We start from the raw sequence: 13,325 nt of genomic DNA, 5'->3' as shown, positions 1-13,325 counted from the left end.
CGTGGTCGCTCCAGGTGTGGACCGCTCATTATTGCGCGCCCGCGAACTTCAACGCTTGTTGCGCCGGTTCTCGACCGCGAACTTGATCAACTCGGCCTGTCCTTCGATATCGAGCTTGCGCTTCAGATTCAGCCGATGCGTCTCCACGGTTCGCACCGACAGATCGTTGCGCTGCGCGATCTGCTTGCTCGACAGTCCCTCGGCAAGCGCATCGAGAATGTCGCGCTCGCGCGGCGTCAAGCGTTCGACCGGCGATTGCGTCGCCGACGCCTGGATCAGTCGAGCACCGATCTCCGCGCTGAAGAACGTCTTGCCGTCGAGTACCGCGCCGATCGCCTGAATGATTTCGAGCGCCGGCGAATCCTTCAGAACGTAGCCGCTCGCGCCCGCGCGCACCGCCTGCGTCACGTATTCGAGGTTGTCGTGCATCGACAGCATCAGCACACGAATCGCCGGAAAGCCCTCGTGAAAGAGGCCCGCCAACGCAATGCCGTTCATGCCGCTTTTCATGCCGACATCCATCAGCGCCAGATGCGGCGCCTTTCGTTCGGCCAGCGCGAGCGCTTGCTGCGCGTCGCCCGCTTCGCCGACCACTTCGAAGTGACGCACTGCTTCGAGCCGTGCGCGCAGACCGTCGCGCACGAGCGGATGATCGTCGACGAGCAGCAGACGCGCGATGGCAGGAGAGGTCGTGTCGTTCATGATGAGAGTTCCTGCAGGGACGGCACCGTTGCATGCGTCGTGGGCAGCGGCACGCGCGCGGCGACGACGGTGTGCCCCGGCTGCGAGTTCAGCGACAGCGTGCCGCCGAGCGCTTCGAGCCGTTCGCGCATGTTGCGCAGGCCGACACCTTCACGTCCGCCGACGAATGCTTCGGTCACGTCGAAGCCGCGGCCGTTGTCGGAGATCGTCAGCGCGACCGCATCGCGCGAAACCTCGAGCGCAAGCGCCGCGCTCGACGCCTGCGCATGTCGCACGATGTTCGTCAGCCCTTCCTGGGCGATGCGAAACAGCACGGTGTTGACCGTGTCGGGCAACGTGGCGGCATGCGTATGCGCGATCTGCGTGAAGCCAATCGCGATGCCGGACTCGTCGCCGAGTTCGCGCGTCAGTTGTTCGAGGGCGGCCGCGACGCCGAGATCGTCGAGCATCGACGGACGCAGCGCATGAGAAATGCGCCGGACTTCGCGCAGCGTATCGCCGAGCCGCGTGAGTCCGGTCGACAGGGCGGCCTCGGCGGCGGGCACGCGTGCGTCGCCGCGTTCGAGCCGCGCGAGCGCCGATTCGAGCAGCAGCTTCACGGACACCATCATCTGGCTGATGCCGTCGTGCAATTCGCGCGACAGGCGCGCTCGCTCGTTTTCCTGCGACTCGACGACCTGCTGTGCGAGCCGCTTCAGCTTCGCGTCGGCGCTGCGATATTCAGTCACGTTCAGCACGAGTGCGCACAGCGCAATGACCGCGAGGCCGGCCACCGCGATCGCGTCGATCCACTTCATCGTGCGATCGATATTGGCCGCGGCCTCCGCGTCGATGTGCGCGAGCGCCGTGTCGACGTCGTCGAGATAGATGCCGGTGCCGAGCATCCAGCCCCAGCGTTCGAGCGGCACCACGTAGCCGAGTTTCGACTCCTCCTTGCCGGTCGACGGCCGATGCCACAGATAGCGCACATAGCCGCCGCCGCGCGCGGCCGCGGCGAGTAGCTGCTGGATCGTCGGCGTGCCCTGGCTATCGCGCAACGACCACAGATCCCGACCCACCAGGTCCGGCTCGCGCGGATGCATCAGCGTGCGGCCGTGCAGGTCGTACACGAAGAAGTAGCCGTCCTCGCCGAAATTCATCTTTTCGAGCACCGCGAGCGCACGCGTGCGCAGCAGCGCGTCGTCGCGTGCGTTGTCGCCGCCGGCTTCGTAGAGCGGCGCGATCGCGGTGGTCGCGAGTTCGACATAGTGCTTTAGCTCGATCTCCTTACTCGCCATGTACGCGGCCTGGGTGGCCGCGTGCTGCCGCTCGGCGAGTGCGGTCGCTTCGCGGCGCACGCCCGTCTCGATGCTGGCGATCGCCAGCAGAAAGGGCACGATCGCGAGCAGCACTATCTTTGCTTTGAGTTTCATCGTTGAAAAAAGCCAGTCAACGGGCTACGTAATATTACGTAGACGGCTTACGTAGTTGCGCGCTTGAAAGCAAGCGCGCGAAGGCGAATACTACATGCCCGTCGCATACCGCGCCGCGCGAGGCCTGGCGCTCGAGTGTGCGACGTTCCCCGATGTTCCGCCTGATCTCAGGCAACCGGGCATTTGCGCGTCGGGCCACGAGCCATCGCGCGCGCTGTCGATAATACTCAGGAGACGTTCGTGGAGACCTCCCCCTCGGCCGGCCGTTCATGGCTCTGGCTCATTTTGCTGATCCCTTATATCGCGCTGCTGTGGCTGCCGTTCTATAACGATACGCATCCGCCGCTCGCGGGCTTTCCGTTCTTCTACTGGTATCAGTTTCTGTGGGTGCCGTTGACCTCGCTGCTGATTTACATCGTGTATCGAGGTCTCAAATGAGCGATCTGAATCCTGTGAACCCGGTTGCGATGACGGTCTTCATCGCGTTCTTCGTGCTCGTCACGGTGATGGGCTTTTTCGCGGCGCGCTGGAAACGCGGCGATCTGACGCAACTGCACGAGTGGGGTCTCGGCGGACGGCAGTTCGGCACGGTCATTTCGTGGTTCCTCGTCGGCGGCGATTTCTATACCGCCTATACGGTGATCGCGGTGCCCGCGCTCGTTTATTCGGTGGGCGCGTATGGCTTCTTCGCGCTGCCGTACACGATCATCGTTTATCCGTTCGTGTTCGCAGTGATGCCGAAGCTGTGGAAGGTTGCGCACGCCAAGAACCACATCACCGCGGCCGACTACGTGCACGGCGAGTACGGCGGCAAGTGGTTCCCGGCGGCCATCGCGCTGACCGGCATCGTCGCGACGATGCCGTATATCGCGCTGCAGCTGGTGGGCATGCAGGTCGTGATCAAGGGGCTCGGCGTCAGCGGCGAATTGCCGTTGATCGTCGCGTTCGTGGTCCTCGCGCTCTATACGTATGCAAGCGGCCTGCGCGCGCCGGCGATGATCGCGTTCGTCAAGGACATCATGATCTATATCGTCGTGATCGCGGCGGTATGGCTGATTCCGGTGAAGCTCGGCGGCTATGGGCACGTGTTCGAACTGGCCGATGCGCACTTCCAGGCGAAGGGTGGCGCGACCGGTATCCTGCTGAAGCCGAATCAGTACACGGCGTTCGCATCGCTCGCGCTCGGCTCGGCGCTCGCCGCGTTCATGTATCCGCATACGATGACGGCGGTGCTGTCGTCGGCGTCGGCAAAGACGGTGCGCAAGAACGCGATCTTCCTGCCGGCCTACACGGTGCTGCTCGGCCTGATCGCGCTGCTCGGCTATATGGCGATCGCCGCTGGCGTGAACGTGAAGTCGGCAAGCGACGTGGTGCCGACCCTGTTCGGCATGCTGTTCCCGTCGTGGTTCGTCGGTTTCGCGGCCGCCGCGATTGCGATCAGCGCGCTGGTGCCGGCCGCGATCATGTCGATCGGCGCGGCGAATCTGTTCACGCGTAATCTGTGGCGCCCGCTGGTGTCGCCGAACATCTCGCCCAAGGCGGAGGCAGCCAATGCGAAGATCGTTTCGCTGGTCGTCAAGTTTGGGGCGCTGCTGTTCATCGTGTTCCTGCCGACGCAGTATGCGATCGATCTGCAATTGCTCGGCGGCGTGTGGATTCTGCAAATTTTCCCGGCCATCGTGTTCACGCTGTACACGCGCCGTCTGAACACGCCGGGTCTGTTCGTCGGCTGGCTCGTCGGTATCGTGCTCGGCACGGGCCTCGCGATTTCGCAAGGGCTCAAGCCGGTGTATGGCCTGCATTTCGGCCACGAGAACTATCCGCTGTATATCGGCCTGATCGCGCTCGTCGCGAATATCGTCGTGAGCTTCGCGGTGTCGGCAGTGTCGCCGCGACGGGCTGCCGTGACGGCCTGATCGACGGTTGTCCGGCTCGATGAAGAACGCCGCGGGGCTGTCGGCCCGCGGCGTTTTTTATTGCTTCGACGGCTGGTGGCTTGGTCGGAGGCGTGCCGTGAGGGTGGCTTTAGCGTGAGATGACGATAATTGCGTGATGAAGGCGGAGATTTCGAGCAGGCCTCAGACCATCCGGCTAAAACCGCTCGACTCGAAACGGCCGCGGATCGACCAGCGTCTGCTCGCCGGTCATCATCTCGGCGATCAGCCGCCCCGTCACCGGTCCGAGCGTCAGACCATGATGCGCATGGCCGAACGCGAACCACAGTCCCTGATGTTTCGTCGCGGGCCCGATGATCGGCATCATGTCCGGCGTGCACGGGCGGCGTCCCATCCACGGTTCGGCATCCAGACGTTCGCCGAGCGGAAACAGCGTGCGCGCGATCGGCTCGACCGTGTCGAGTTGCACCGGCGTCTTGGCTGCTTCTGGGCGCGCGATTTCGGCGCCCGTGGTCAAACGGATGCCGCGCGCCATCGGCGCGAGCACATAGCCGTGTTCGACGTCGAGAATCGGATGGTTGAGCCGCGCGCTCCGACGCGGCGCGTAGTGCATGTGATAGCCGCGCTTGACCGCGAGCGGCAGCCGATACCCGAGCCGCGTGCTCGCGCGATCCGACCACGGTCCGAGCGCGATCACCGCCGACTCGGCCGTGATCGCCCCGTCCCGCGTCTCGACCTGCCAGCCTTCACGCAGCGTATCGGCATCGCCGATGAAGAACCGTCCGCCGAGCGCTTCGAAGTACCGCGCGTATGCGGTGACGAGCGCGTTCGGATCGCTGACCGAATCGGATTGCGGATAGCGCAGCCCGCCTTGCAGACGCTTGTCGAGATCGGGTTCGAGCTGTTGCAGGCGCGGCGCGTCGAGCGTTTCGAACTCGACGCCGTACTCGCGATGCCACTGTTCGGCGAGGGTGGTTTCGGCGTCGCGCGCGGCGGCATGGCGAAACACCTTGATCCAGCCGATCGGCCGCAGCAGCGCGCTGGCGCCGGCGTCCGCGGCAAGCGCGCGATGTTCGCTGACACAATGCTCGATCAGCGTCGCGTACGACTTCGCGATTTCCGCGTGCCTCGCCGGATGTGAGTTGCGCCAGTAGCGCCACAGGAACGGCGCAACCTGTAGCATCGCGTCGGCGTGATAGCGCACGTCGGGCGACTGGTTGCGCGCGTAGCGCAGCAGGGTGCCGAGCCCGCGCGGAAACGCGTACGGATAGACGCCTTCGCGCTGGATCAGCCCGGCGTTGCCGAACGAGGTCTCGTTGCCTGGCTGCTTACGGTCGATCAGCGCAACCGCGCGGCCGCGTTTCTGCAGATGCACGGCGACGCACACCCCGACGATGCCGGCGCCGAGCACCACGGTATCGAATTTCATGCTCCCTGTCCGCCTTGCGTGTGTTCTGTGTGTTGTCGACGCTCCGCCGTGTTCCAGTGCGCAGCGAGGCGCCAGCTTTTATCTTATACAGGGATAGGTCCACTTCGCTATTGGCAAAAAAACCGCGCTCGGGAAAACGCCCGAATGCCAGGTTCGATCGGGCAAAACCGTGTCTTTCGACGCACGATCGAGCGGGTGACTTCGGACTCGCTGGCGTCAGCGTGTAAACTGCTGACTTTTTTGCGGCCGGTGGTATGTTGCAAGCCCCTCAGCGCAGCGCCTTCACTGGGCCTGCGCTCGTTCGCTTACTGGCCCGTCTCGCCGAGGCCGACGTCGCCGAATCGCGACAATCGCTGGCGGATCGGCTGAGCCAGTGGCTCGGCTGGACCGACGCGATCGCGTTGTCGTCGGCGCTGGATGGCAAGCCGCCGTCCGTCGCTGGCGGCGCGCGCGCGTTCGGCCGTGCGGAAGAGGAAGAGTGCACGCGCGTGCGCCGCTCGCTGGTGAGCGCAATCGCCAGCGATAGCGTGCTCGCCGGCTCACGGCGGCGTGGCCCGTCGCCGTCGTCCGCCCGGATGTCGGCGCCGCGCGTGGCGGTCGACACGCAGGCCGACTACGCGGTGTTCCGACAGCGCTATCTCGCGCTTCAGCAGTCGATGGAAACGGCGATCGGCACGTTGCGCGGCCGGCTGCGCGCGCTGCTGGCGACGCAGGCGCCGTCGCTCGCGCGGCTCGCGGTCGTCGATGCGGTGATGGAGCGTGCGCTCGGCGAGCGCGAGCGGAGTTTGCTCGGCGCGGTGCCCGGGTTGCTCGGCGGGCACTTCGAGCGCTTGCGCGAGGGTGAGAAGCGGAGGTTGGCGGAGGCGGAAGCAGCGGCCGAAGTTGCCGCCGATGCCGATCCCACGCGGCAGCAGTCGGCCGAAGTCGAAGCCGGCGCTGCAGCCACGCGACTCGCCAGGTCGACCGATGGCGGCAACGCTGCCGTGCCGCTCGCGTCCGAGGCGTGGCTCGACGTCTTCCGCAAGGACATGCAGAGCGTTTTGCTGGCCGAGCTGGAGGTTCGTTTTCAACCGGTCGAAGGGCTGCTCGCGGCTCTTCGCGCCTGCTAACTGGGACCCCATGTCCAGATATCGTATCGATCTCGTTGTATTTCTCGCGGGGCTCTCCGCGGCGTGCTGGATCGCCGTCGGTTATGCCGCTTCCAATCCGCTCGCGTTCGCCGTCACGCTGCTGATCGGCGTCTTCTACGTGCTAGGCGCGCTCGAATTGCGCCGCTATGGTCAGGCGACCGCCACGCTGACGGGCACGCTCGCCGCGTTGTCCGGACCACCGCCGAGCCTCGCCGCGTTTCTCGAAGCTGTCCATCCGAGTCTGCGCAATAGCGTGCGGCTGCGCGTCGAAGGCGAGCGCGTCGCGTTGCCGGGACCCGCGCTGACGCCGTATCTGGTCGGTCTGCTGGTGCTGCTCGGCATGCTCGGCACGCTGCTCGGCATGGTGATGACGCTGCGCGGCACCGGCCTTGCGCTGGAGAGCGCGAGCGACCTGCAGGCGATCCGCGCATCGCTGGCCGCGCCGGTCAAGGGGCTGGGCTTCGCGTTCGGCACGTCGATCGCGGGTGTCGCGACGTCCGCGATGCTCGGGCTGCTGTCCGCGCTGTCCCGCCGCGAGCGGCTCGAAGCGGCGCAACAGCTCGACGTGAAGATCGCGACGACTTTGCGCGTCTACTCGCAGAGCCATCAGCGCGAAGAAAGCTTCCGGCTGCTGCAACGCCAGGCCGAAGCGACGCCGCTACTGGTCGAACGTCTGCAGACGATGATGAGCGCGCTCGAACAGCAGAGCGCGGCGTCGAACGAGCGGCAGATCGCGAGCCTCGACGCGTTTTACGGCCGCACCGAAGCCGCCTATCTGCGTCTCGCCGGTGTGATCGAGCAGTCGCTGAAGGACAGCGTGGCCGGCAGCGCGCAGGCCGCCGGCAAGGCCCTGCAGCCGGTCGTCGAAGCGACGATGGCCGGCCTCTCGCGCGAAACCGCCGCGTTGCACGACGCGGTGACCCAGGCCGTGCAGCGCCAGCTCGACGGCATGTCGAGCGGCTTCGCGGCGACCAGTGCGAGCGTCGCCGAGATTTTCAACAGCGCGCTCGCCGGACATCGGCAGGCGAGCGACGAGTTGGCCGCGCAACAGCGCGCTTCGGTCGAACGCGTTGCCGAAGCGTTCGAACAGCGCTCGCTCGCGCTGCTCGACGGCGTGTCCGCGCGGCTCGAAGCGACGGCGAGCGGCATGTCGCAGGCCTGGGGCGACGCGTTGGCTCAGCAGCAAAGCGCGGGCGACAAACTCGCCGCCAACAACGAACAGGCGTTGGCGCGCGCCGCCGCGACGTTCGAGCAGCATGCCGCGGCGTTGCTGAGCGCGGTCGGTAGCTCGCATGCGAACTTGCAGACCGAACTGAGCGCGCGCGACGAGCAGCGTTTGGGGGCGTGGGCCGAGGCGCTCGACGCGATGGGTGCGAAGCTCAGCGAACAATGGCAGCAGAGGGGTGCGCAAGCCGCCAGCCATCAGCAGCAGATCTGCGACGCGCTTGCGCAAACGGCACGCGAAATCTCCATGCAGACGCAAACGCATGCCAGCGCGACGATCGCGGAAATCGATCGACTGGTTCAAGCCGCGGCTGAAGCACCGAAGGCGGCGACAAACCTGCAAGCCGAACTCGCCGCGCGCGACGAACAGCGCTTCGCCGCATGGACCGAATCGCTCGCCGCGATGACCGCAAAGCTCGACGAACAATGGCAGCAAACGGGTTCGCAAACCGCGACCCGTCAGCAGCAAATCTGCGACGCACTCGAGCAAACCGCGCGCGATATCTCCGCGCAGACGCAAACGCATGCCAGCGCGACGATCGCCGAAATCGAGCGCCTCGTGCAAGCGGCGTCGGAAGCGCCGAAGGTCGCTGCCGAAGTCGTCGCGGAGCTGCGCCAGAAGCTCTCCGACAGCATGGTCCGCGACACCGCGATGCTCGAAGAGCGCAGTAGTCTGCTCGCCACGCTGGAGACGCTGCTCGACGCAGTCAACCATGCGTCGACCGAGCAACGCACGGCCGTCGATGCCTTGGTCTCGACGTCGGCGGGTCTGCTCGAACGCGTCGGCAATCGCTTCACCGAACACCTCGAGCACGAGACCGGCAAGCTCGGCACGGTCGCCGCGCAGGTCACCGGCAGCGCGGTCGAAGTCGCGAGCCTCGGCGAAGCATTCGGCGCGGCCGTGCACACGTTCGGCGAAGCGAACGACAAGCTCGTCGCACATCTCGAACGCATCGAAGCAGCGCTCGGCAAATCGCTCGCGCGCAGCGACGAACAGCTCGCCTACTACGTCGCGCAGGCGCGTGACGTGGTCGACCTCAGCGTGATGTCGCAGAAGCAGATCGTCGAAGACCTGCAGTTGCTGGCCGCGCAGCGCGCGACCGCCGGAGCCGACGCGGTATGAGCGAGGACATCGACGGCGGCGTGGAAACCTCCGCGCCGATCTGGGCCGCGTTCGGCGATCTGATGTCGGTGCTGGTCGGCGCGTTCGTGCTGATTCTGGTCAGCGTGATCGGCGTGCAGCTCGAACTGTCGAGCAAGCTCGAGCAGGAGGTCAAGCAGCGCCAGGCCGAAACGCAGCGCCGCAAGACGCTCGAACAGGCACTCGCGGGACCGCTCGCGGCGGGCCGCGTGACGCTCGTCAATGGGCGCATCGGCATTAGCGGCAACGTGCTGTTCGCGCTGAACTCCGCCCAACTGCAGCCTGAGGGTCGCGCGCTGCTGACGAGTCTCGCCGGGCCGCTGTCCGCGTATCTGCACGCGAGCGATCAGATCCTGATGGTGAGCGGCTTCACCGACGATCAACGCCTGCGCGAAGGCAATCGACGCTTTGCGGATAACTGGGAGCTGTCGGCGCAGCGCGCGTTGACGGTCACGCGCACGCTGATCGACGAGGGCGTGCCGGCGTCGTCGGTGTTTGCGGCGGCGTTCGGCTCGGAGCAGCCGGTCAGTTCGAATGCCGACGAACCCGGCCGCGCGAAAAACCGCCGCGTTGAAATCGCGCCGGTGCCGCGGCCGTCGAGTGCGGCGGCAGCGGAGAAGTCCGGTGCTTGACGACGCGATCCACGCGACTCGCGCGAGGCTCGATGCATGGCGCGCGAGCGGCGCGGCTCGGCTCGATCCGGTGCGTTTTCATCTGCTCGACGCGCTTACGCGGCGCGCGGCACAGCACAGCGGCGAGCCGCGACGAGTGCTCGAGCAACGATTGGCAGGACTGCTGGCAGAATATACGGCCGAGGTCGAGCGTGCCGTTGCGGCCGAGAGCGCGTCGCAAGCCACGTCCGGTGAAGCCAACGCGGCCAACGACGCCACGCTCGCGGCGCTGATCGAACGCCTCGCCCGCCACCACGCGCGCGCCGATGCTCCGCACGCCGCCGCCTATCCCGATCTGCCCGCAGTCGACTACTTCCGCGAAGTCTGGTCCAAAGTCCGCACCGAAAAGCAGTTGCGCCAGTCGCTCGCGCAGGTGCCAGGCAACGCGGGACCGCTCAATTCGAGCAGCCTCGTACATCGCGCGCTGTCGTTGATGCGCGAGCTGTCGCCGGAATATCTGAAGCAATTTCTGTCGTATGTCGATACGCTGTCGTGGCTCGAGCAGATGAACGGCGGCGCACCGCTCGAGAAGGAAGCGCCGCGCGCCGCGACGACCGGCAAGGGCGCTCGCAAGAAGGCGCGCTGATGCGCTAACGGCGGTTGGAATTTGCGTGCGCCAAGCCGCCGAAGCGTTCAGTCGAAGTCGAACACATCGAAAATCGCGCGCTTCTTTTGATACCCGCGATGTTCGTCGCGACGCTCCTCGTAACGCTGCCGCTCGCTTTCCTGGGCACGCTCGCCGCGCCGCGAGCCGTCGCCGTCATCCTGCGCAATCAGCTTGTCCAGTTCGCCGCGATCGAGCCATACGCCTCGGCAGTCCGGACAGTAATCGATCTCGATCGAGCGGCGCTCGGTCATCAGCAGATCGGTCGTTTTGCAGACTGGGCATTTCATCACGGCATCACTCCTCGCTGCTTGCCAGACGTTTCGTTTTCGCGCGCCGCGCGAGCGTGTTCATCGCCTCGACGAACGCGGAAAACGCCATTGCCGCATAGATATACGCCTTCGGAACGTGCGAGCCGAAACCATCGGCGATCAGTGTCATGCCGATCACGAGCAGGAAGCTCAGCGCCAGCATCACGATGGTCGGATTGCGATCGATGAAGCGCGCGAGCGGCTGCGCCGCGAACAGCATCACCATGATCGACACGATCACCGCGACGAACATGATCGGCAGGTGCTCGGTCATGCCGACCGCGGTGATGATGCTGTCGACGGAAAACACGAGGTCGAGCAGGATGATCTGGCCGATCGCGGCCGCCACGGTCAACTGTACGGTCGAGCTGGTTTTCGCGGCGACTTCGTCATCGGGGATCATGTGCTGACGGATTTCGGTGGTCGCCTTCCACACGAGGAACAGGCCGCCGCCGACGAGGATCAGGTCGCGCCACGAAAAGCCATGATCGAACAGCGTGAACGCGACCGCGGTCAGCTTCGTGATCCACGCGATGGTGCCGAGCAGAAGCAGCCGCATCACCAGCGCGAGCAGCAGCCCGATGCGCTGCGTGCGCGCGCGTTGCGCTTCCGGCAAGCGGTTGCTGAGGATCGAAATGAAGATCAGGTTATCGATGCCGAGCACGATCTCCATCACGATCAACGTGACGAGCGCGGCCCACGCGGCGGGATCGGCAACGAGTGCGAACAGGGAGTCCATGAGGTGGCGGAATCGAGTGCGCCGCGAGCGGCGGAACAGCCATCATGGGCCTATTCGCGGTTCGAATGAACCAGTGATAACCTGAACGACGTTTCGGATTTTTCGAAGTATCGGATTAGCATGCTCAACTATCGTCACCTGTACTACTTCTGGCTCGTCGTGAAGGAGGGCGGCTTTGCGCGAGCGGCCGGGCGGCTCGACATGGCCGTGCAGACGATCAGCGCGCAGGTGCGCGAGCTCGAGAAAGCGCTTGGGCGCCAGCTGTTGAAGCCGGCCGGGCGCGGCGTCGCGATGACCGAGGCCGGCGAGCAGGCGTTCGATCGCGCGGAGCAGATCTTCCAGCTGGGCGAGGCGTTGCTCGACGAGATGCGCGAAGCGAGCGGCGCGGACTCGGTGCGGCTCGCGGTCGGGCTGTCGGATGGGATTTCGAAGCTCGCCGCGCATGCGTTGCTCGCGCCGGTGCTCGCCACGCCGTCGCTAAGGCTGCTGTGTCACGAGGGGGAGCCCGCGCAGCTGTTGTCGGAGCTTGCGCTGCATCGGCTCGATCTGGTGCTCGCCTGTCAGCCGGCGCCGCACGGCGCGGATCTGCGCGTGCTGAGCCAGCGCGTCGCGGGCTCGCCGGTCGACTGGTACGGGCCCGCGCAGGTCGTGCGCAAGTCGGCGCGCGACGGCTTTCCGCTCTGTCTCGCTGACCTGCCCGTGCTGCTGCCGACCCGTCACGGCGCGCTGCGCGCGCGGCTCGACCGATGGTTCGAGTCTCAGGGAATCAGGCCGCGCGTCGTCGGCGAATTCGAGGACAGCGCGTTGATGGCGGTATTCGCGGCGCGCGGGCTCGGCGTGTTTCCGCTCGCCGAGCTCGGCGCCGAAGAGCTCACGTTATCGAGGGGCTTGCGCTGGCTCGGCCGCGCGGACGGCGTGATCGAGGAGATTCACGCAATCCGCTCGCGACGCGGCCAGCATCATGCGCTCGCGTCGCAGGTGATCGCGGCGGCGCAGTCGTGAGGGCATCGCACTGTCGCGGCGCGCAGCATCAGAACGCGTGACGCATGCCCACCGTGACCGCGACCCGCGCATTCGTCGACGACGGCGGCAGCGTGTTGAGAATCGCGTGCGACAACACCGAATCGGCCGGCGGGCCCTGCGCGTACGAAAGGCCGAAGCCGTACGAGCGGTTGTTCGCGAAGTTGCCGGCCTTGTTGCCGAACGAGTTCATCGTCTCAAACGTGAGACCGTGGTAAAGCGAAACCGGGGCAAATACGCGCCCTTCTGTGGGAATTTGCGCACATCGCGTAGAGGCCGTGAGCGTCGTCAAGGGCGACGAGCCGCCCTGGCCGTTTCATCGACACATGGCATAGTGACTGAACCCATCATCACCGGAGGCCGGCATGCGTATCCAGACATCCTTTCTTTTCGACCTCGACGGCACGCTCGTCGACAGCGTCTATCAGCACGTGCTGGCGTGGAAAGAGGCGCTCGACAGCGAAGGTATCCCGCTGTCCGTCTGGCGTATCCATCGCAAGATCGGCATGAGCGGTGGGCTGTTCACGGACCAGTTGCTGCGTGAGACACACGGCGAGATCAGCGTCGAACGCGCCGAACGGCTGCGGCACGCGCATGCGGCCGCCTATCAGCGGATGCGCGCCCAGGTCTGTCCGCTGCCGGGCGCGCGCGAACTGCTCGACGCGCTGACACAGGCCGGCACGCCGTGGGCCGTCGCGACGAGCGGGCGGATGGAAACCGCCGCGCTGAATCTGGCGGCGCTCGGCGTCGATCCGGCAAAGGCGGTCGTCGTCACGCGCGACGACGTCAAATACGCGAAGCCCGATCCCGACCTGTTCCTCGCCGCGGCCGAGCGGCTCGGCGTGTCGATCGAGCACACGGTCGTGGTCGGCGACAGCATCTGGGACATGCTTGCAGCCCGCCGCTGCCGCTCGCTCGGTGTCGGCCTGCTGTCGGGTGGCTATGGCGCCGAGGAACTGGAGCGCGCGGGGGCGTTGCGCGTCTACGACGATCCGGCCGATCTGCTCGCGCACCTCGACGAGGTGGCGTCGCGGCCGTGAGCCCCGC

Annotated in this window: 13 protein-coding genes and 1 pseudogene; 8 read left to right on the top strand and 6 right to left on the bottom strand. The window is 66.0% G+C overall.

The features are described 5' to 3' along the window. Positions 1-48 precede the first annotated feature (48 nt). Positions 49-702 carry a response regulator gene (locus OKW28_RS05535; RefSeq protein WP_429444116.1) on the bottom strand — a complete coding sequence of 218 codons (654 nt, stop codon included), beginning with the start codon at positions 700-702 and terminating at the stop codon, positions 49-51. Then, positions 699-2,114: a cache domain-containing protein gene (locus OKW28_RS05530; RefSeq protein ID WP_429444115.1), complete on the bottom strand. Its 1,416-nt coding sequence runs from the start codon at positions 2,112-2,114 to the stop codon at positions 699-701. The genes OKW28_RS05535 and OKW28_RS05530 overlap by 4 nt, the downstream gene beginning before the upstream one ends. A gap of 240 nt (positions 2,115-2,354) precedes the next feature. On the opposite strand from OKW28_RS05530, the gene OKW28_RS05525 reads away from it, so the two are divergent. Next, positions 2,355-2,552 carry a DUF3311 domain-containing protein gene (locus OKW28_RS05525; protein ID WP_090807102.1) on the top strand — a complete coding sequence of 66 codons (198 nt, stop codon included), beginning with the start codon at positions 2,355-2,357 and terminating at the stop codon, positions 2,550-2,552. Beyond that, entirely contained in the window at positions 2,549-4,030 is a 1,482-nt protein-coding gene (gene mctP / locus OKW28_RS05520; protein WP_429444114.1) for a monocarboxylate uptake permease MctP, read from the top strand. Before OKW28_RS05525 ends, mctP begins: the two co-directional genes overlap by 4 nt. Positions 4,031-4,205: 175 nt before the next feature. Here the strand turns inward: mctP and OKW28_RS05515 are convergent, their stop codons facing one another. Next, a complete protein-coding gene (locus OKW28_RS05515; RefSeq protein WP_429444113.1) occupies positions 4,206-5,438 on the bottom strand; it encodes an NAD(P)/FAD-dependent oxidoreductase in 1,233 nt (410 codons plus the stop codon). A 254-nt stretch (positions 5,439-5,692) separates the two neighbouring features. Between OKW28_RS05515 and OKW28_RS05510 the strand changes: the two genes are divergently transcribed. From OKW28_RS05510 to OKW28_RS05495, 4 genes are read left to right on the top strand one after another with little or no spacing between them, the layout of a single operon-like run. After that, complete coding sequence (locus tag OKW28_RS05510; protein ID WP_429444112.1) at positions 5,693-6,547, top strand: DUF3348 domain-containing protein; 855 nt, start codon at positions 5,693-5,695, stop codon at positions 6,545-6,547. Positions 6,548-6,557: 10 nt separating this feature from the next. Next, positions 6,558-8,915, top strand: a complete 2,358-nt coding sequence (locus OKW28_RS05505; RefSeq protein WP_429444111.1) for a DUF802 domain-containing protein — start codon at positions 6,558-6,560, stop codon at positions 8,913-8,915. Then, positions 8,912-9,565 carry an OmpA family protein gene (locus OKW28_RS05500; RefSeq protein ID WP_429444110.1) on the top strand — a complete coding sequence of 218 codons (654 nt, stop codon included), beginning with the start codon at positions 8,912-8,914 and terminating at the stop codon, positions 9,563-9,565. Before OKW28_RS05505 ends, OKW28_RS05500 begins: the two co-directional genes overlap by 4 nt. After that, positions 9,558-10,190 (top strand): DUF2894 domain-containing protein, encoded by a 633-nt coding sequence (locus OKW28_RS05495; RefSeq protein WP_429444109.1) that lies wholly within the window; start codon positions 9,558-9,560, stop codon positions 10,188-10,190. The genes OKW28_RS05500 and OKW28_RS05495 overlap by 8 nt, the downstream gene beginning before the upstream one ends. Positions 10,191-10,237: 47 nt before the next feature. On the opposite strand, the gene OKW28_RS05490 is transcribed toward OKW28_RS05495, so the two are convergent. Together OKW28_RS05490 and OKW28_RS05485 are read right to left on the bottom strand one after the other, a co-directional pair. Beyond that, positions 10,238-10,498, bottom strand: coding sequence for a zf-TFIIB domain-containing protein (locus OKW28_RS05490; protein WP_429446860.1), 261 nt, complete (start codon positions 10,496-10,498; stop codon positions 10,238-10,240). Between the two features lie 7 nt (positions 10,499-10,505). Next, a complete protein-coding gene (locus OKW28_RS05485; protein WP_429444108.1) occupies positions 10,506-11,258 on the bottom strand; it encodes a TerC family protein in 753 nt (250 codons plus the stop codon). Positions 11,259-11,378: 120 nt separating this feature from the next. Between OKW28_RS05485 and OKW28_RS05480 the strand changes: the two genes are divergently transcribed. Further along, positions 11,379-12,260 carry a LysR family transcriptional regulator gene (locus OKW28_RS05480; RefSeq protein WP_429444107.1) on the top strand — a complete coding sequence of 294 codons (882 nt, stop codon included), beginning with the start codon at positions 11,379-11,381 and terminating at the stop codon, positions 12,258-12,260. Positions 12,261-12,288: 28 nt separating this feature from the next. On the opposite strand, the pseudogene OKW28_RS05475 reads toward OKW28_RS05480, so the two are convergent. Next, a pseudogene (locus OKW28_RS05475) lies at positions 12,289-12,495 on the bottom strand (hypothetical protein); the annotation flags it as partial. Positions 12,496-12,643: 148 nt separating this feature from the next. On the opposite strand from OKW28_RS05475, the gene OKW28_RS05470 reads away from it, so the two are divergent. Beyond that, positions 12,644-13,318 carry an HAD family hydrolase gene (locus OKW28_RS05470; protein ID WP_429444106.1) on the top strand — a complete coding sequence of 225 codons (675 nt, stop codon included), beginning with the start codon at positions 12,644-12,646 and terminating at the stop codon, positions 13,316-13,318. Positions 13,319-13,325: the final 7 nt, after the last annotated feature.

This window comes from Paraburkholderia sp. 40 (genome assembly GCF_050434105.1).
GTDB classification, from domain to species: Bacteria; Pseudomonadota; Gammaproteobacteria; order Burkholderiales; family Burkholderiaceae; genus Paraburkholderia; species Paraburkholderia tuberum.
Note: the sequence above shows the minus strand (reverse complement) of the source record. Positions and strands in the feature narration are given on the sequence as shown.

Coding starts and splice junctions, on each gene's coding strand:
- mctP (WP_429444114.1), top strand. CDS start 2,549: ATGAGCGATCTGAATCCTGTGAACCCGGTTGCGATGACGGTCTTCATC.
- OKW28_RS05490 (WP_429446860.1), bottom strand. CDS start 10,498: ATGAAATGCCCAGTCTGCAAAACGACCGATCTGCTGATGACCGAGCGC.
- OKW28_RS05505 (WP_429444111.1), top strand. CDS start 6,558: ATGTCCAGATATCGTATCGATCTCGTTGTATTTCTCGCGGGGCTCTCC.
- OKW28_RS05500 (WP_429444110.1), top strand. CDS start 8,912: ATGAGCGAGGACATCGACGGCGGCGTGGAAACCTCCGCGCCGATCTGG.
- OKW28_RS05510 (WP_429444112.1), top strand. CDS start 5,693: ATGTTGCAAGCCCCTCAGCGCAGCGCCTTCACTGGGCCTGCGCTCGTT.
- OKW28_RS05535 (WP_429444116.1), bottom strand. CDS start 702: ATGAACGACACGACCTCTCCTGCCATCGCGCGTCTGCTGCTCGTCGAC.
- OKW28_RS05530 (WP_429444115.1), bottom strand. CDS start 2,114: ATGAAACTCAAAGCAAAGATAGTGCTGCTCGCGATCGTGCCCTTTCTG.
- OKW28_RS05485 (WP_429444108.1), bottom strand. CDS start 11,258: ATGGACTCCCTGTTCGCACTCGTTGCCGATCCCGCCGCGTGGGCCGCG.
- OKW28_RS05480 (WP_429444107.1), top strand. CDS start 11,379: ATGCTCAACTATCGTCACCTGTACTACTTCTGGCTCGTCGTGAAGGAG.
- OKW28_RS05470 (WP_429444106.1), top strand. CDS start 12,644: ATGCGTATCCAGACATCCTTTCTTTTCGACCTCGACGGCACGCTCGTC.
- OKW28_RS05515 (WP_429444113.1), bottom strand. CDS start 5,438: ATGAAATTCGATACCGTGGTGCTCGGCGCCGGCATCGTCGGGGTGTGC.